Below are 18,901 nucleotides of genomic sequence, written 5' to 3'. Positions count from 1 at the left end.
CGGAAAGCTTGAATTGCTCTGTGTACTTGCCCATGAATCCCCCAAGGGTTGGATTGGTGTCCAACTTCTTGGGGGCAGTCCAACCTGTGGGAGCGGGTTTACCCGCGAAGAGGTTTACGCCGCCTCAATGATCAGGCCGCCTGGCGCGCCGGCACCCGCAGCCACACCCGCAGCCCATCGCCCTGACTTTCGAAGCGCAGGCTGCCAGCGCAGCGCTGGACGATGGCCTGGACGATCGCCAGCCCCAACCCGCAGCCACCGCTCTGGTCATGGCGCCAGAAACGTTCGGTGAGGTGCTCGATGTCCTCTTCGGCGATCCCCGGCCCGTGGTCCCGGACCATGAACCCCACCTGTCCATCGGCCATTTGCACCTCCAGTTCCACCGCGTTGTCGCCGCCATGGCGCAGGGCGTTGTCCAGCAGGTTGCGCAGCGCCGCCACTGCCAGGGGAGCGGGCATGCCCAGGTAGATCCGGCTGGCCTCCTCCGGCAGGCGCACGACGATACGGCGGTTGTCGCCGCCACCGGCGTCCTGCACCGCCTGGCGCGCCACCTGTTCGGCGCTGCACTGCACACCGTCGTCGAACGACAGGCTGCCCTCCACCCGGGCCAGCATCAGCAGTTGCTCGAGGGTCCGGTGCATGCGGTCGGTGCCCTGCTCGGCATGCTCCAGGGCTTGCTCGCGCACCGCGCCTTCGGTCATGCGCGCCACCTGCAGGTGGGTCTTGATCGCGGTCAAAGGGCTGCGCAGCTCATGGGCGGCATCGTCGGTCAGGCGCCGCTCGCGCTCGATGGTCTGGGCGATGCGCAGGAACAGCTGGTTCTGGGTTTCGAGCAAGGGCTGAAGCTCACTGGGCATGCCCGCCACCTGCAGCGGCTCGACGCTGTCGGCTCGGCGCCTGCGCAGCGCATCGCGCATGCGATTGAGCGGCTCCAGGCCTTTGCCGACGCCTATCCACAACAGCCCGAGGCTGCCGAGCAGGGCCATCAGCACCGGCGCCGAGGCCGCCAGCAGGATCGAGCGATTGAGCGCCTCACGCTCCTGGTGGCGGTCGGCGGTGGTGATGCGCACATCGCCATGGTTGTAGGTGAACGTGCGCCACAGCGCACCGTCGATGGTCTGGTCACGGAAGCCGCTGCGCTGATCGTCCATGGCGCCGTCGTGCTTGTGGTTGCTGGCCAGGATCTCGCCGCGCAGGGAACTGACCTGGCAGGCCATGCCATCCGGCACACTGAGCTGGTCGGCGGAGAAATGCGCATCCTCGCCCTTGGCCGCCAGCGGCTGGGGCAGTTGTTCGATCAGCCCGGCGACCATGCGCGCCGACGCGACCAGGCGTTGGTCGAGGGAGAACATCATCTGCTGGCGCAGGTCGCGCAGCATCCAGGCGGCGGCCAGCGCCCAGATGATCACGAAGGCGCTGCCCAGGATCAGCGTCAGGCGCGCGCGCAGGCTCATGGCGCAGACTCCTGCGGGGCCTGGGCCGGGCCAAGGCGATAACCCAGGCCGCGCACGGTCTCGACGATGCTGTTGCCGAGCTTGCGGCGCAGGTGATGGATATGGACGTTCAAGGCATTGCTTTCGACTTCGTCGCTGAACCCATAGACGCAGTCCTTGAGCTGCTCGCTGGAGAGCACCCGCCCGGGGTTCTGCAGCAAGGCCTGGAGCAGCGCCTGCTCGCGACGGGAGAGGTCCACCGCCTGGCCGGCCAGGGTAGCCTCGCAACTGCTGGGGTCGTAGCGCAGCGGACCATGCTCGATGACATTCACCGCACGCCCGGCCACCCGGCGCAACAGGGTATGCAGGCGGGCAGCCAGTTCGCGCAGGTCGAAGGGTTTGAGCAGGTAGTCGTCGGCCCCGGCCTGCAGGCCATCGACCCGGTCGGTGACCGCATCGCGGGCGGTGAGCACCAGCACCGGCAGGGTCACGCCCTGCTGGCGCAAACGGCGCAGCAGCTTGAGCCCGTCTTCATCGGGCAGGCCCAGGTCGAGGATCATCACATCGAACTGCGCGGCCTGAAGCAGCGCCTGCGCGGCCGAAGCGGTGGCCACCCGGTCCACGGTCAGGCCTTGGGCGGCGAGGCCGGCGCAAATGCCGCTGGCGATCAGGTCGTCGTCCTCGCAAAGCAGTACGTGCATGAGGGGGTCTCCGGTGGGGAAGCGTGTATTGCACGCTTGGCGGATTAAGAACCGATTATGAATGATTCATCGAACGGCTGTACCCGCCGTTGCGCAACCGAATGCCACGCTGTTCCTACACGATGACAGCGAAACTGCGTCGGTTAACCTTGGGTTAATCAACCACCGCCAGCATGGCCTGATTCACAGTACTGCCAAGGCGAAGACATGCGCGTTCTCCTGCTCTTCCTGACATTCCTGCTGGCCGGCCCGCTGCAGGCCAATCCGTTCGAGACCAAGCCGGACTTCCTGCCGGTCAACCAGGCCTTCGTCCTGACCCACGACCGCCAGCCCGACGGCCAGATGCGCCTGTACTTCCAGATCAAGGACGGTTACTACCTCTACCAGAAGCGCCTGAAGTTCGATGGCCTTGCGCCTGAACAACATCCGCAGCTCCCACCCGCCGAGAACCATCACGATGAGTTCTTCGGTGACAGCGCGGTCTACCGCAACCAACTCGAACTGCTGATACCTGCCAACGCCCAAGGTCAATTGCGCCTGGGCTGGCAGGGCTGCGCCGATGCCGGCCTGTGCTATCCCCCGCAAAACACTGCCATCGACCTCGGCGGCCAGGCGACACCAGCCTCGGAGCAAGCCACTGACCAGGCCCTGGCCAGCGACCTGCAACAGGCCAGCCTGGCCTGGAGCCTGCTGGCGTTCTTCGGCCTTGGCCTGCTGTTGGCCTTCACGCCTTGCTCGCTGCCGATGCTGCCGATCCTCGCCGGGCTGGTCCTGGGCAATGGCGCCAGCGCCCGCCGTGGCTGGCTGTTGGCGGGGGTCTACGTGCTGAGCATGGCGCTGGTCTATGCCGGTCTTGGCGTAGTCGCTGCCCTGTTGGGCGCCAGCCTGCAGGCCTGGCTGCAGCAACCCTGGTTGCTGGGGAGCCTGGCAGCGCTGTTCGTGATCCTCGCCCTGCCGATGTTCGGTGCCTTCGAATTGCAACTGCCTGCCGCCCTGCGCGATCGCCTGGACCGTGCCGGCCAAGGCACCCGCGGTGGCAATGTGTATGGCGCAGCCCTGCTGGGCGCGCTCTCCGGCCTGCTCATGGGCCCGTGCATGACCGCTCCGCTGGCCGGCGCCTTGCTGTACATCGCCCAGAGCGGCGATGTGCTGCAAGGGGCGCTGGTGCTGTTCAGCCTGGGCCTGGGCATGGGCGTCCCTCTGCTGTTGCTGGTCACCCTCGGCAACCGCTACCTGCCCCGCCCTGGCGCCTGGATGAACCTGGTCAAGGGCCTGTTCGGCTTCGTGTTCCTGGCCATGGCCTTGTACACCGTCCGCAGCCTGCTGCCGGCCCCGTTGCTACTGGCCTTGGGCGGCGCCTGGCTGATCGCCCTGGCCTGGGCCGCCTGGCCGGCGCTGCACCGCTTGCCGGCCCTGCGCGCGGTCCCCTTGCTGGGCGCACTCTGGGGTGGGCTGTTGCTAGTCGGCGCGGCCGCAGGCGGCGACGATCTGTGGCAACCCTTGCAGCCTTTTGCCGGCAGCGGCTCGCAAAGCGCGGCCAAGGCCGAGGACGCCTTCGTCACCGTCAGCCAGCCCCAAGCGCTGCAACGCGAACTGGACGCCGCCAAGGCGCGTGGTCAGTGGGTGATGCTGGACTACTATGCCGATTGGTGTGTGTCGTGCAAGGTGATGGAGAAACAGGTGTTCGCCCGGCCCGATGTACTCGCCAACCTGGCCGATGTGCACCTGGTGCGCCTGGACGTCACCGCTGACACCCCGGCCAGCCGCGAACTGCTGCAACGCTACCAGGTGCCAGGCCCGCCCAGCCTGATCTGGATCGGCCCGGAAGGCGACGAGCGCCGTGCCCGACGCATCACCGGCGAGGTGGACGCCGCAGCCTTCCAACGACACTGGGCCCAGACCAGGAGCCAAGGCTGATGCTGACCGTGACCCTGGGGCCACTGACCATGGCCCTCAACCACCTGCTACTGCTGGCAGCTCTGGTCGTGGCCAGTGTCGTGGGCTGGTGGGTGGCCCGGCGCGGCGGTGAAAGCCCCGAATCGGCGTTGTTCAACCTGTTCCTGCTGGGGCTGCTGTGCGCGCGCGCAGGGTTTGTCCTGGCGTATTGGCCGATGTTCCGCGACGATCCGCTGCAGGCCATCGACATTCGCGACGGCGGCTTTTTGCTTTGGGCCGGGCTGATCGGCATCGTCATCGGCGCCCTGTGGCAGGGCCGACGTCATCCGGGCCTGCGCCGGCCGCTGGGCTGGGCGCTGCTGAGCGGTGCGGTGTTCTGGACACTGGCCAGCCTCGGCAGCCATCTCTACAGCAAAGGCACCGAGCTGCCCGCACTGAACCTGCGCAATGCCGGCGGGCAATCGGTGGCGCTGCACGATTACCGCGGCAAGCCGCTGGTGATCAACCTCTGGGCCACCTGGTGCCCGCCGTGCCGCCGGGAAATGCCGGTGCTGCAGCAGGCCCAGGACGAATACCCGCACGTGACGTTCCTGTTCGTCAACCAGGGCGAGACTCCCGAGAACGTCAGCACCTTCCTGGCCACCACCGGTCTGAGCCTGACCCACGTGCTGTTCGACGGTAGCGGTCAGCTGGCCCAGCAGGTCGGCTCCATGGCCCTGCCCACCACCTTGTTCTACACCGCCGAAGGGCGCTTGATCGGCAGTCACCTGGGCGAGTTGTCCCGGGCCAGCCTGCACCGCGCCCTGGAACCTTTCGAGCAGGCCAACCTGCCCGCCTCCGCCGCACAAGGAAATTGACATGCGATTGAATGCCCTCCTGCCCCTGGCCCTCACCGTCCTCGCCGCCCCCACGCTGCAGGCCGAGGAACTGCCCAAGGCAATTCAGCAACTGCAAGCCAAGGGTGCCGAGATCAAGGGCAGCTTCGATGCGCCCAATGGCCTCAAAGGCTATGCCGCCGCCTACCAGAACAACGGCATCGCCTTGTACCTCACCCCTGACGGCAAGCATGTGCTGGTCGGCAGCCTGTTCGACGAACAGGGCAAGGACCTGAGCGCCGAGCCGCTGCAAAAGCTGGTGTATGCCCCGATGAGCAAGGCGATCTGGGCCAAGATGGAAAAGACCGCCTGGATCGCGGATGGCAAGGACGACGCCCCGCGCAAGGTATACCTGTTCAGCGACCCCAACTGCCCGTACTGCAACATGTTCTGGGAGCAGGCGCGGCCTTGGGTCGAGTCGGGCAAGGTGCAACTGCGCCACATCATGGTTGGCATCATCCGCGAGGACAGCCCAGGCAAGTCCGCGGCGCTGCTGGCCGCCAAGGACCCGGCCAAAGCCCTGCAACAGCATGAGAAGGCCGGCAAGGCCAGCACCCTCAAGCCGCTGGAAACCATCCCCGAGGCGGTGCGCCAAAAGCTGGCGGCCAACATGGCCCTGATGGATGAGATGGGGTTGGCGGCGACCCCGGCGATCTTCTACCAGGATGACAAAGGCCAGTTGCAGAGCCAGCAAGGCGCACCGCGACCAGAGATGCTCGGACAGATTCTGGGCAAGCGCTGAACGGCAGGCGCCCGCCTCCTCCATGCGCGGGTAACCCCTCTCCCACAGGCGCAGTGGCATTGCTAAGCACACCGCTGTGTCTGTGGGGAGTTCACCCGCGAAGGGGCGCAAAGCGCCCCCACTCCCTCAAAGCGCCTCCAGCTCCGCCATCAGGTCACTGAGCCGGTCGACCTTGGCCTCGTCCAGCGCACTGCCCTCCAGCCCCCGCACATACTCGGCCAACGCCTCCACCGTGCTGCACTCGAACATCGCCCGCAGTGGCACGTTCAGTTGCAACTGCTGCTGCACCCGCGAGGCGATCTGGGTCGCCAACAACGAATGCCCGCCCAACTCGAAGAAGTTGTCGTGCACGCCCACTCGCTCGACCTTGAGCACTTCGGCCCAGATGCCAGCCAGCGTGTGCTCCAGCTCATCGCGCGGCGCCAGGTATGCCTGGCCATGCTGCGCGCCGATGTCGATCGCGGGCAGGGCCTTGCGGTCGAGCTTGCCGTTGGCGTTGTGGGGCAGGCTCTGCAGCCAGGCCCAGTGCACAGGCACCATGTAGTCCGGCAACTCGGCGCGCAGGCGTAGCTTGATCTGCTCCAACAGCGCCGCATCGGCCGTCACGCCCTGATGCGCCACCAGGTAGCCGACCAGGTGCTTGCCGTTGACACCCTCCTGCACGCCCACCGCCGCGTCGCGAATCTCGGCCTGCTCGTGCAGACGCGCTTCGATCTCACCCAGCTCGATGCGGTAGCCGCGGATCTTCACCTGGTGATCGATCCGGCCCACGTATTCAAGCACGCCATCGGCCCGGCGCCGCGCCAGATCGCCGGTGCGGTACAAGCGCTCGCCGGGCGCCCCGTAAGGATGCGGGATGAACGCCAGCGCTGTGCGCAGCGGGTCGCCCACATAGCCGCGCCCGACACCGGTCCCGGCCACGCACAATTCCCCCACCGCCCCCAGCGGCACCAAGGCCTGGGACTCGTCGAGCAGGTACAGGCGGTTGTTGTCGGTGGGCGTGCCGATCGGCAGGTAGCTGCCACGGGTGGACGCCGCATCGACGCGGAAGAACGCCACGTCGTCCGAGCACTCCGCCGGGCCATAGGCGTTGACCAGGCCGATGTGCGGATACCGTTGCAACCATTGGGCGGCCAGCTCCGGTGGCATGGCCTCGCCGGTCGGCAGCATCCAGCGCAGGCCCTCCAAGGCTTGCCGCTCGCTCGTGAACATGCCCTGGATCAGCGAGGGCACGCTCTCGAGCACGGTGATGCCAGTGGCCTCTACGTGTGCCAACAGGCCTTGCGGATCATGGGCGATGGCGTTCGGCACGATCTCCACCCGGGCGCCGAACAAGGGCGCTGCGAGGAACTGCCACACCGAAATGTCGAAGCTCTGGGAGGCGGTCTGAGCGATCACGTCCTGCTCGTCCAGCTCAAGGTACGGCACCTTGCTCAACTGGTTGTTGAGCATGCCGCGCTGCTCGACCATCACCCCTTTGGGCAGGCCAGTGGAGCCGGAGGTGTAGATCACGTAAGCCAGGTTGTCCGGTGCGCTGTGGATGCCTGGGTTGTGGCTGGCCCCGGCGCTGGCCTGCACCTGTTCCCACACCAGCAATCTCGGCCGGGCAGCACCAGAGACTTCATCGAGCAACTGACGCGCCTGCTCGGCGCATGCCGCCGTGCACACCAGCACCGGGGTACGGCTGAGCTCGACGATGCGTTGCAGACGCGCCGACGGCAGCCCCGGATCCAGCGGCAGGTAGCCGGCGCCGCCCTTGAAGCAACCGACGATCATGCCCAGCAACGGCAGCCCACGTTCGGCCAGCAGCGCCACCGGCTGGTCGATGGCCACACCCGCCGCGACCAGCGCATGGCCCAGGCGGTTGGCTGCTAGGTTCAGCCCGGCGTAGTCGTAGGACGCCTCCAGGCAGCATGCGACCGTGCGCTCAGGGTGCGCGGCAACCCGCGCCTCGAACAGCTCGATGTAGCTCTGCTCCAGCGCATGGGCGTGCTCGGTGCAGTTGCAGTCTTCCAGCAGGAAGCGCTGCTCGGCTTCACCAAGCAACGGCAACTCGGCCATTTCGCCCTCGAAGCCTTCCACGAGCGCCAGCAACAGGCGCTTGAACTCGGCCAGCAAACGCTCGACGGTGGCAAAGTCGAAGTAACGCTGATCGAACGACACATGCAGGCCCAGGTCGTCGCCGGGATAGCACACTGCCGTGAGCGGGAAGTTGGTATGGGTGCGCCCCGAGTCGGAGGTCGCGTTCAGGTGCTGGGCATGGTCCAGCACGGCGCTTTCCACCGGCGCGTTCTCGAACACGAACAGGCTGTCGAACAGCGGCTGGCCCTTGGGCAGTTCGCTGCACGCCTGAATCGCCACCAGCGGCAGGTACTCGTACTCGCGCAGCTCCATGTTGCGCTCGAGCAGGCCTTGCAGCCATTGGCGCACGCTCTGGCGCTGGCCCGGCTCGGGAAGCTGCACACGCAGGGCGATACTGTTGATGAACAGGCCGACCGTGCGCTGCATCTGCGGCAGGCTCACCGGACGACCGGCGACGGTGACACCGAAGACCACGTCGCGCTCGCCGCTGTAACGGGCCAGGACCAAGGCCCAGGCCGCCTGGGCGAAGGTGTTGATGGTCAGCTGATGCGCCTGGGCCAGTTCACGCAGCCGTACGCCGTCGCGCACATCCAGGCGGGTGTAGCAGTCACCGACGATCATGCCGTTGCCCGCATGATCGTGACGCAGCGGCCGGTCGCTGGGGATGGCCGTGGCGCGCTCGAAGCCTGCCAGGTTGCGTTGCCACCACTGACGCGCCTCGCCCAGGTCCTGGCGTTGCAGCCAGCCAATGTAGTCGCGGTAGCGCGGCGGCACCGGCAACTGGGCTGCACGCCCCTCGCCCAGGGCCTGGTAGAGCACGAAGAAATCGTTCATCAGCAACGAACGGCACCAGGCATCGATGAGGATGTGGTGGTTGCTCATCATGAACCAGTAGCGCGCGTCGGCAACCCGTACCAGCCGCAGGTGGAAAGGCGCCTCGCGCAGCAGGTCGAAGCCGGCTTCGCGTTCCTGCTTGTGCAGCGCTTGCAGGCGTGCCTCCTGGGCCGCGTCGTCAAGATCGCGCCAGTCCTGATAGTCCAGCGGTGTGTCGCCCGGCTTGTGGATGATCTGCAGCATCGCTTCGCCGGCGCTCCAGCTGAACGACGCCCGCAGGGCTTCGTGACGCGCGACCACGGCCTGCCAGGCCTGGGCGAAGCGTTCGGGGTCCAGGGCGCTGTCGATGCGGTAGCGGTCCTGCATGTAGTAGATGCCGGTGCCCGGCTCCAGCAGGGTGTGCAGCAGCAGGCCCTCCTGCATGGGCGTGAGCGGGTAGACATCCTCGATCTGCGCGGCCGGTACCGGCAAGGCGTCGATCTGCGCCTGGGTCAGGTGCGCCAGGGGGAAGTCCGATGGCGTGAAACTGCCCGTGCCATCGGCCAGGCAATGGGCCACCAACGCCAGCAGTTCCTGGCGATACGCCTCGGCCAGTGCGGCGATGGTCGCCTCGTCATAACGCTCGGCACTGAAGGTCCAGCGCAGTTGCAGGGCACCGCCATACACCTGGCCGTCGACGCTGAGCCAGTTGGGCAATGGCGCGTCCAGGTCATGGGCCAGGCCTGTCGGTGCATCCAATGGTTGGAACAGCGCGGCGCTGTCGAACTGTTGGTCGAACTGCCCCAGGTAGTTGAAGGTGATGCGCGCCTGGGGCAAGGCGGCCATGGCTTCGCGCCCGGTGGTGTCGGCCAGGTAGCGCAGCACGCCATAACCCAGCCCCTTGTGCGGCACCTGGCGCAGTTGCTCCTTGATGCCCTTGATGGCCGCGGCGCGGTCCGCTTCGGCGTCGCCCAGACGCGGGGTCAGGCACAGCGGATAGGCAGTGGTGAACCAACCGACACTGCGGGTGAGGTCCATGTCCTCGAACAGGCCATCACGACCATGGCCTTCCAGTTGCACCAGCACTTGGCTGTCGCCACTCCAGCGGCACAGGGTGCGCGCCAGGGCGGTCAGCAGCAGGTCGTTGACCTGGGTGCGGTAGGCCGCAGGCGCCTGTTGCAGCAACTGGCGGGTCTGCTCCCGGTCCAGACCAATGGCCAGGGTGCGGGCATGGCGGTGCAGATTGCCGCCCTGGGGATGGTCACAGGGCAATTCGCGGCGGGCCGTGCCGAGCTGGTCTTGCCACCAGCCAAGCTCGTCGCGCAGGGAGTCGCTGCCCGCGTAGCTGGCCAGGCGCGCGGCCCAATCCGCCATGGCGTGGGTCTTGGCCGCCAAGGGCTGGCCACGGTACAGCGCCTGCAGGTCCTCGAGCAGCACGCGCCAGGACACACCGTCCACCACCAAGTGATGGATCGCCAGCAACAGGCGCTGCGCCCCCTGCCCGTCGGTCACCAGCAGCGCCCGCAGCAGCGGGCCTTCTGCCAGGTCCAGGCTGCGCTGCACGTCGGTGAACAGGGCCTGGCAGTCGTCCAGGTCAGCGACGGTGGCGACCCACAGCAACTGCTGGGTAAGCGATTGTGCGTACTCGGCCTGCCAATGCCCTTGGGTCTGGGTGAAACGCAGGCGCAAGCTGTCGTGATGCGCCACCAGCGCAGCCAGGGCACGCTCCAGCACCGGGGGCTGCAACGGCTCGCGCGCCTCCAACAGCACGGCCTGGTTCCAGTGCTGGGGTTGAGCGACTTCGCTGTCGAAGAACCACTGCTGGATCGGCGTCAAGGCACTGCCGCCGCGCCGCGCGCCCTGCTCGATGCCGCTTGGCGCCTCGCTGCGGCTGACCACGGCGGCGAGGGTCTGGACAGTCTGGTGCTGGAACAGGTCACGTGGGGTGAACTGCAAGCCCAGTTGACGGGCACGGCTGACCACCTGGATCGACAGGATCGAGTCGCCACCCAATTCGAAGAAGTTGTCCTGCACGCCCACACGCGAGATGTTGAGCACCTCGCGCCAGATCTGCGCCAGTTGCTGCTCCAGTTCGTTGGCCGGCGCCAAGTAGTGCTGGCGCGCCTGCTCCAGATCCGGCGCCGGCAAGGCACGCCGGTCGAGCTTGCCGTTGCCCATCAGCGGCAGACGGCTCAGTAGCACCAGGTGCGCAGGCACCATGTAGTCCGGTAGGTGTTGCCGGGCATGGGCCTTGACCGCCTCGCGCAACGCGGCCTGGGTGTCGGCATCGGCACTGGCCTGCGGGCAGACCAGATAGCCCACCAATTGCTTGCCGCCCGGCAGGTCCAAGGCGACGACCACGGCTTCGTCGACATCGGCATGGGCCTGCAACTGGCTTTCGATTTCCCCCAGTTCGATACGGAAACCGCGGATCTTCACCTGCTGGTCGGCACGCCCGACATACTCCACCAGACCATCGGCGCGCAGGCGTACCAGATCTCCCGTGCGGTACAGGCGACCGCCGTGCGGGCTGAACGGGTCGGCGACGAAGCGCTCGGCCGACAGCCCCGGGCGATCGTGATACCCCTGGGCAAGTCCCACACCACCGATATACAGCTCACCGATACCGCCCTGGGGCAGCAGCGCCAGATCATCATCCAGCACATACGCCGTGCGCGCCCCGATCACCCGGCCAATCGGCACACTGCCCGCCTCCACCGGCACTTGCTGCGGCGCAAGACACGCCAGCGGCATGACCACGGTTTCGGTCGGCCCGTAGGCATTGAAGAACTGCTGTGGCAGGAAGGCCTGGCGGATACGCTGCAGGTGCTCCCCGGTCAGTGCCTCCCCCCCGGTGATCACCAGGCGCACCGGCAAATGCTCGCCCTGCCCGACCAGGTATTGGGCCAACTGGCTGCCATAGCTGGGGGTGAAGCCCAGGATGCTCACCTGCTGCTCGCGCACCAACTGGCAGATATCCTCGGCGCCCCACTGGCCCTGACCGCGCAACACCACACGGGCGCCGCAGAGCAATGGCACCAACAGGCGCTCGGTGGCGGCGTCGAAGTTGATCGAATAGAAATGCAGCTCGCAGTCGTCGCTACGCATGCCAAAGGCTGCGATCACCGCCTGGCAATGCATGGCGATTTCGCCATGGCTGACCACCACGCCCTTGGGCTGGCCGGTGGAGCCGGAGGTGTAGATCAGGTACGCCTGGTGCTGCGGCAGGTTGAGGTTGTCCAGCGGTGCATCGCTGTAACGGCAAAGCGACGCGGCATCGTCCTCCAGGCACCAGTGCGCCACGCCTTCGGGGAGCTCGCCCAAGGAGGAAAGCAACGCGCGCTGGCCAAGCAGCAGGCCGAGACGACTGTCCTCGATCATGTAGCGCAGGCGGTCCAGCGGGTACTCAGGGTCCAGCGGCACATAGGCACCACCCGCCTTGAGGATGGCAAGCAGGCCCACGACCATCTCCAACGAACGCTCCAAGGCAAGCCCCACCCGCACCTGCGGCCCGACACCGCGCTCGCGCAGGGCGCGGGCGAGGCGGTTGGCCTGCTGGTCCAGCTCGACGTAGGTCAGGTGCTGGCCAGCGAAGGTCAACGCCCGGGCCTGCGGGCTGCGCGAGGCCTGCTGGGCAAACAGGCCATGCAGCGTCTGGTCGGACTCGAAGTCCTGCTCCCCTTGCAACTGGCCGATCAACACCTGCTGCTCGGCACTGCTGAGCATCGGCAGCTCGCACAAGCGCAAATCAGGGGTGTCGATCAGGCCGATCAGCAGTTGCTGCCAGTGCTCGGCCATGCGGGCGATGCGCGGTTCATCGAACAGGTCGCGGCTGTAAGTCAGGCAGCAGCCGAGGCGACCGTCCAGGTCAGTCACCTCCAGGTAAAGGTCGAACTTGGTCGCGCTGGCGTCGTTGACCAGATAGTCCACGGTCATGCCCGCCAGCTCGCGGCTTTGTTGGAAAGCCCAGCGCTGGACGTTGCACATCACCTGGAACAGCGGGTTGTAGGCGCTGCTGCGCGGGGGTTGAAGGGCCTCCACTAATTGGTCGAACGGCAGGTCCTGGTGCGACTGGCCATCGATCACCGTGCGACGCACCTGTTCGAGCAACGCGGCGCCCGTCATTTGCCCATCGAGCTCGCAACGCAGCACCTGGGTGTTGAGGAAGGCACCGATCAGGCCTTCGCTTTCCGGGCGGATGCGGTTGGCCATCGGCGCGCCGATGCGCAGGTCGCGCTGACCACTGTGGCGGTGCAGCAAGGCGGCCAGGGTGGCCGTCATGGTCATGAACAAGGTCAGGCCACGCTGGCTGTTGAAGGCATGCACGCGCTCGACCAGCGCGGGGTCGAGGTCGAAGCGGTACAGCGCGCCACGGTGGCTCTGCACCGCCGGGCGCGGATGATCCGAAGGCAACGCCAGCACCGGGTGCTCGTCACCCAGGCGCGCTTTCCAGTAGGCCAGTTGACGGTCTCCCTCGCCACTTTCAAGCCACTGGCGCTGCCAGACGCTGTAGTCCAGGTACTGCACCGGCAGTGGCGCCAGGGGCGACTCGCGATCATCGACAAAGGCTTCGTACAGCTCGCCCAGCTCGCGGGCGAAGATGTCCATGGCCCAGCCTTCGGTGACGATGTGGTGCAGGGTCAGGACGAAGTAGTGTTCGCGCTCGGCGGTCTTGACCAGGCAGGCGCGCAGCAGCGGGCCGCGCGCCAGGTCGAAAGGCAGGTGCGCCTGTTCATCGGCCAACTGCTGCAAACGCTGCTCGCGGGCATCGCCCTCGAACGCGGAAAAATCATGCCACTGCACACGCAGCGGGCTGTCCTCGGCCACACACTGACAAGGCACACCGTCGATGTCCGGGAACGTGGTGCGCAGGGTTTCATGGCGCACGATCAAAGCCTGCAGGGCCCGCTCGAGCGCATCCACATGCAGCGCTCCGCGCAGGCGCGCCATGCCACCGACGTTGTACGCCGGGCTGTCCGGCGCCATCTGCCACAGCACCCACATACGCTGCTGCGAATACGACAGCGGCACCGCCTGGCGACGGTCGACCCGCTCAATGGCGCCCTGCAGGTTGTGCCCACCGGCGGCCTGGATACGCACGACCTCGGCGCAGAAGGCGCCCAGTTCGCTGGCCTCGAACAAGGCCTTGAGTGGCAGCTCGACATCCAGCGCCTGGCGGGTACGCGAGACGATCTGGGTGGCGAGCAGCGAGTGGCCGCCGAGGGCGAAGAAGTCATCCTGCAGGCCAACCCGCGGCAGGTTCAGCACCTCGCGCCAGATGGCCGCCACTTGTCGTTGCACGGCACTTTGCGGCTCGACATGCGCACGTTGCTGCCAGACCGGCGCAGGCAGCGCCTTGCGATCGACCTTGCCGCTCGGGCCCAGGGGCATCTGGGCCATGTGAATCAACTGCGCCGGCACCATGTAGGCCGGCAGGCGCTCGCCCAAGGCCGCGAGCAGCGTCTCGGACTGTTCGACGCCACTGTAGTAGCCGACCAACTGCGCCCCGACGGCATCCTGGTGGATCAGCACCAGGGCCTGCTCGACACCCGGCTCGGCCAGCAGGCAGGCCTGGACCTCCTGCGGCTCGACCCGAAAGCCCCGCACCTTCACTTGTTGATCAAGACGCCCCAGGTATTCCAGAGCCTGTAGCGGCATCAGCCAGCGGGCACGGTCGCCGCTGCGGTACAGCCGTTCGCCATTGCCGTCAGGCTGGGGCACGAAGCGTTCGGCGGTCAGCCCCGGGCGGCCCAGGTAGCCACGGGCCAGGCCCGCGCCGCCCAGACACAGCTCGCCCGGCACACCGGGAGCGGTCAGTTCCAGCTCGTCATCGAGCACGCGGCACAGCACGTTGTCCAGTGGTCGGCCGATGGGCGAGCGTTCACCATCCTCGGCCCGGCAATGCCAATGGGTGACGTTGATGGCGGTTTCGGTCGGGCCATAGCGGTTGTGCAGTTGCACCTGCGGCAACACTTGCAGCACGCGGTCACGCAACTGCGCTGACAGCGCCTCGCCACCGGAGAACAGCCGACGCAGGCTGGTGCAAGCCGCGGCCAGCGGCTCCTGAACGAAGACCTGCAACAACGGCGGAACGAAATGCAGTGTGGTCACGCCGTAGGCCTGCACCAGCTCGGCGATACGCTGCGGGTCCCGGTGCTCGCCAGGGCCGGCCAGCACCAACGTGCAGCCCTGGACCAATGGCCAGAAGCACTCCCACACCGACACATCGAAACTGATCGGCGCTTTTTGCATCAGCACATCGCTGTCATCCAGCGCGTAGGTGCCCTGCATCCATTGCAGACGCTCGGCCAGGGCGGCATGGGTGTTGCCCACGCCCTTGGGCTGGCCGGTGGAGCCGGAGGTGTAGATCACGTAGGCCAGGTTGTCGCCATCCAGGTGCAGGCCGGGGGCATGGCTTGGCCAGCTGGCCAGGTGCAACTGGTCCAGGGCGATGGCACTGACGCCCTCGACCTGCGGCAGGCGCTCGAGCGTGTCGCTATGGCTGAGCAGCAGGCCAGCGCCACAATCGGTAAGCATGTAGGCCAGGCGCTCGGCAGGGTAGTCGACATCCAACGGCACATAGGCGCCACCGGCCTTGAGAATGGCCAGCAGACCGACCATCAACTGCGGCGAGCGCTCCAGGGCGATCGCCACGCAGGTGTCCGGCCCTACGCCCTTGTCACGCAGGTAATGGGCCAGGCGATTGGCCCGCTGGTGCAGGGAGGCATAGTCGAGGTGGCCGCCCTCCCACACCAGCGCCGTACGCTCGGGGGTGCGTTGCGCCTGAGCGCCCAGCTGTTCCACCACCAGGCGCTGGGCGGCCGGCGCTGGCGCCTGCCCCCAGGCCAGCAACTGTCCACGATCGGCGTCGTCGAGCAATTGCGCCTCACCCAGCCGCAACTGCGGGCAGGCACAGACCTGTTCGAGCAGGGCCAGCAGGTGCCCGGCCAGACGCTTGATGGTGTCAGCCTCGAACAGTTCGGCGGCGTAGTCGAATGCCAGGTTCAGGCGGCCCTGGTGATCCTGCTCGCTGTGCAGTTGCAGGTCGAATTTGGCCTCGCGGCTGTGCCATGGCAGTTCTTCGGCGAGCAGACCCGGCAGGCGGCGCAGTGCCGACAGGTCGCGCTGCTGATGGTTGAACATCACCTGGAACAGCCCCTGCTCACGGGCCTCCGGCAGCGCCTCGAGCAGTTGCTCGAACGGCAGGTCCTGATTGGCCTGGGCCAGCAGCGTGGCCTGGCGCACCTGGGCCAGCAACTGGTCGAACGGCAGGCGACCATGAAGCTCCGCGCGCAGCACCTGGGTGTTGATGAAAAAACCCACCATGCCCTGGGTTTCCAGGCGCGGGCGGTTGGCGTTGGGCACACCGACGCGGATATCGCCCTGGCCGGTGTAACGGTGCAACAGGCCCTGCCAGGCGGCCAACAGGACCATGAACAGGCTGGCGTGGTGCTCGCGGGCCAGGGTGTCCAAGGCAGTGGCCAGCCGGGCCGGTACTTTCACGCTCAGGCGCGCAGCACGATGGGTGCGTTGCGCGGCGCGCGGGTGGTCGGTGCACACGTCGAGCACCGGCAGTTCATCACCCAGTTGCTCCTTCCAGTGCTCCAACTGCCGCGCGCCTTCGCCGCCGGCCAACCATTGGCGCTGCCAATGGCCATAGTCGGCGTACCCCAGCGGCAATGGCACCAGATGGGCCTGAAGGCCTTGGCAGTGGGCGGCATACAGTTTGGCGAATTCGTCGAGCAGGACGTTCAGCGACCAGCCATCGGCGACGATGTGGTGCAGGGTCACCCAGAGCTGGTGGTCTTCGTCGTCCAGACGCGCCAGGGTGACGCGCAGCAGCGGCCCTTGGCCGAGGTCGAACGGCTGCCGCGCTTCGGCTTCACGACGGGCCTGGACCTGCTCTGCCTCCAAGCCTTGCAGATCGATGCGGTGCAGCTCGAAGGTCGCCTCGGGCAGCACCTGCTGCAAGGCCTGGCCATCGACCTCGCTAAACTGCGTGCGCAGTGCCTCGTGACGCGCCACCAGCGCCTGGAAACTCGCCTGCAGCGCCACCTCGTCCAACTCGCCCCGCAGGTGCAAGCCGGCAGGGATGTTGTATGCCGCCGATTGGGGCTCCAGTTGCCACAGCAGCCACAGCCGGTTCTGGGCCAGCGACTGTGGCAGCGCCTTGCTCCGCGCCAGGGCATCGATAGGCCCCGGCGTCGCGCCACCTTCGGTCAGGATCGCTGACACCGCAGCGCTGTAGTCGGCCAGGGTCGGCGCTTCGAACAGGGTGCTCAGGCCAAGGCCCACGCCCAGTTCGTCCGCAAGACGAGCAGTCGCCTGGGTGGCGGCGATGGAGTTGCCGCCCAGCAGCAGGAAATGATCGTCCGACGCCACCGCTTCGACCTTGAGCACCTCGCGCCAGATCGCCGCGATGCGTCCTTGCAGATCATCGTCGATTGTCTGCGCAGCAACTGGCGCTTCAATCGCCGGGAAGCGCGCATAGCAATCCAGGCTGCCGTCGGCCATGCGCAGGCGGCAGGCCGAGCGCTGCAGCTTGCCACTGGAGGTCTTGGGCAATGCGCCCGGATTGAGCAGCAGCACGACCGCCGGCGCCTGGCGGCAGGCATCGGCGATGACCTGACGCAAGGCGCGGATCAAATCCTGAGGCTTGATGGCTTTCTGCACGTTGCGGCTGATCTCCACCGCCACGCCGATGCCCTCCTCGCCCTCGTCGTCGACGGCGAACACCGCCACACGGCCTTTGCGCAGTCCTTGGACTTCCCGCTCAAGAGTCTTTTCCAGGTCCTGCGGGTAGAGGTTCTGACCGCGAACGATGAGCATGTCCTTCAGACGCCCGGTGACGAACACCTCGCCATCGCGCATGAAGCCCAAGTCCCCGGTGCGCAACCAGGTCTGGCCATCTTGTTCGACGAAGGTGCGCGCGCTGGCCTCTGGGTTGCGCCAGTAACCCTTGGCGATGCTCGGCCCGGCAGCCCACAACTCACCGACGCGGTTGTCGCTCAGCACCTCCAGGCGCTGCGGGTCGACGATGCGCACCGCATGGCCGGGCTGTGGGTAGCCACAGCTCATGAGCACGCTGCCCTGGCCAGGTTCGGCGCGGTTGGCGGCCAATGCCTCGCCGTCCAGCGTCACGGCCGCGATGCCCTGGCCACGGCGGCTGCCACTGACGAACAGCGTCGCCTCGGCCAAGCCATAGCTGGCAAAGAAACTGCTCGCCTGGAAACCACATGCACCGAACGCGTCCGCAAAGTGCTGCAGGCTGTCCTGGCGGATCGGTTCGGACCCCGAATACGCCACGCGCCAACGGCTCAGGTCCAGTCCGGCCAGGGCCGCCTCGCTGACCCGTTCGCTGCACAGGCGATAGGCGAAGTCCGGGCCGCCGCTGATGGTGCCGCCGTACTCGCTGATCGCCTGCAACCAGCGCAGCGGCCGGGCGAGGAAGTAGCCCGGCGACATCAGCACGCAGGGCACGCCGCTGAAGATTGGTTGCAGCAGCCCGCCGATCAGGCCCATGTCGTGGTACAGCGGCAACCAGCTGACGATCACATCGTCCGGGTTCACGTCGATACCAAAGCCCTGGCGGATCAACTGCTCGTTGGCCACCAAATTGCCGTGGCTGACCTGCACGCCCTTGGGCAAGGCGGTGGAACCGGAGGTGTACTGCAGGAAGGCGATGTGCTCGCCGTTCAAGGCCGGCTCGCGCCAGTCGGCGGCCAGCGCCGAATCCAGTCGATCCACCGCCAACACGCCAGGGGCGCCCTGCCCTGCCAGGGCGTCGAGACCCTGCAGACTGTCGCGCAAACCCTCGACGGTGAGCAGCAGGCGCGGCTGGGCATCGTCGATGATCGACAGCAGGCGCTCCTGGTGATGGCGCCGTGAGGATTCCGGCGGATACGCCGGCACGGCAATGACCCCGGCGTACAGGCACCCGAAGAACGCCGCGACGTAGTCCGGGCCACTTGGAAACAGCAAGACAGCCCGGTCGCCGAAATCGGTACGCGCCTGCAAAGCCGCAGCAATGGCGCGCGCCCGCAGATCCAGATCCTGGTAGCTGAGCACAGCCTGTTCGCTGGGATCATCGGCCAGAAAGCGCAAGGCGATCCGGTCGGGGGTCCGCGAGGCGCGTTGCGCCAGGGCGTGGACCAACGAGAGCGGGAGTTCGAAGGCGTCCATCATGGGGAGTTCCTGCCAGTGTCTGGGTAAGTCGCGCCGGGGCTGCGCCGCGCAAGGCGGGCGGGCAGCGTTCGGCAGCCGGATGTACACAGGGGAACGGATGGGCGAGGCAAATAATTAAACGCCTTGGCGCCAGCGACGCACGACGCGCAACGCCAACAAGACGCCATCGACGTG

Annotated in this window: 6 protein-coding genes; 3 read left to right on the top strand and 3 right to left on the bottom strand. The window is 67.0% G+C overall.

Going from position 1 to position 18,901, the window contains the following annotated elements:
• Window positions 1–131: 131 nt before the first annotated feature.
• Window positions 132–1,454, bottom strand: a complete 1,323-nt coding sequence (locus ACNFCH_RS09260; RefSeq protein WP_337157025.1) for an ATP-binding protein — start codon at window positions 1,452–1,454, stop codon at window positions 132–134.
• Complete coding sequence (locus ACNFCH_RS09255) at window positions 1,451–2,134, bottom strand: response regulator transcription factor (RefSeq protein WP_196163601.1); 684 nt, start codon at window positions 2,132–2,134, stop codon at window positions 1,451–1,453. Before ACNFCH_RS09255 ends, ACNFCH_RS09260 begins: the two co-directional genes overlap by 4 nt.
• 207 nt (window positions 2,135–2,341) lie before the next feature.
• Between ACNFCH_RS09255 and dsbD the strand changes: the two genes are divergently transcribed.
• Genes dsbD through dsbG form a run of 3 tightly spaced genes read left to right on the top strand, consistent with a single transcriptional unit; the run spans window position 2,342 to window position 5,647 of the window.
• Window positions 2,342–4,051 (top strand): protein-disulfide reductase DsbD, encoded by a 1,710-nt coding sequence (gene dsbD / locus ACNFCH_RS09250; protein ID WP_416742657.1) that lies wholly within the window; start codon window positions 2,342–2,344, stop codon window positions 4,049–4,051.
• Complete coding sequence (locus ACNFCH_RS09245; protein WP_416742656.1) at window positions 4,051–4,887, top strand: prolipoprotein diacylglyceryl transferase family protein; 837 nt, start codon at window positions 4,051–4,053, stop codon at window positions 4,885–4,887. The genes dsbD and ACNFCH_RS09245 overlap by 1 nt, the downstream gene beginning before the upstream one ends.
• 1 nt (window position 4,888) lies before the next feature.
• On the top strand, window positions 4,889–5,647 hold the full coding sequence (dsbG, locus tag ACNFCH_RS09240; protein WP_337157028.1) for a thiol:disulfide interchange protein DsbG: 759 nt from the start codon (window positions 4,889–4,891) through the stop codon (window positions 5,645–5,647).
• Window positions 5,648–5,773: 126 nt separating this feature from the next.
• On the opposite strand, the gene ACNFCH_RS09235 is transcribed toward dsbG, so the two are convergent.
• Window positions 5,774–18,727 carry a non-ribosomal peptide synthetase gene (locus ACNFCH_RS09235; RefSeq protein ID WP_416742655.1) on the bottom strand — a complete coding sequence of 4,318 codons (12,954 nt, stop codon included), beginning with the start codon at window positions 18,725–18,727 and terminating at the stop codon, window positions 5,774–5,776.
• Between the last annotated feature and the right edge of the window lie 174 nt (window positions 18,728–18,901).

This window comes from Pseudomonas sp. NY15354 (genome assembly GCF_048068075.1).
Taxonomy (GTDB): Bacteria; Pseudomonadota; Gammaproteobacteria; order Pseudomonadales; family Pseudomonadaceae; genus Aquipseudomonas; species Aquipseudomonas guariconensis_C.
Note: the sequence above shows the minus strand (reverse complement) of the source record. Positions and strands in the feature narration are given on the sequence as shown.

Excerpts from the sequence above, each read along its gene's own strand:
- ACNFCH_RS09235 (WP_416742655.1), bottom strand. The coding sequence starts at position 18,727 with ATGATGGACGCCTTCGAACTCCCGCTCTCGTTGGTCCACGCCCTGGCG.
- ACNFCH_RS09245 (WP_416742656.1), top strand. The coding sequence starts at position 4,051 with ATGCTGACCGTGACCCTGGGGCCACTGACCATGGCCCTCAACCACCTG.
- ACNFCH_RS09260 (WP_337157025.1), bottom strand. The coding sequence starts at position 1,454 with ATGAGCCTGCGCGCGCGCCTGACGCTGATCCTGGGCAGCGCCTTCGTG.
- dsbD (WP_416742657.1), top strand. The coding sequence starts at position 2,342 with ATGCGCGTTCTCCTGCTCTTCCTGACATTCCTGCTGGCCGGCCCGCTG.
- dsbG (WP_337157028.1), top strand. The coding sequence starts at position 4,889 with ATGCGATTGAATGCCCTCCTGCCCCTGGCCCTCACCGTCCTCGCCGCC.
- ACNFCH_RS09255 (WP_196163601.1), bottom strand. The coding sequence starts at position 2,134 with ATGCACGTACTGCTTTGCGAGGACGACGACCTGATCGCCAGCGGCATT.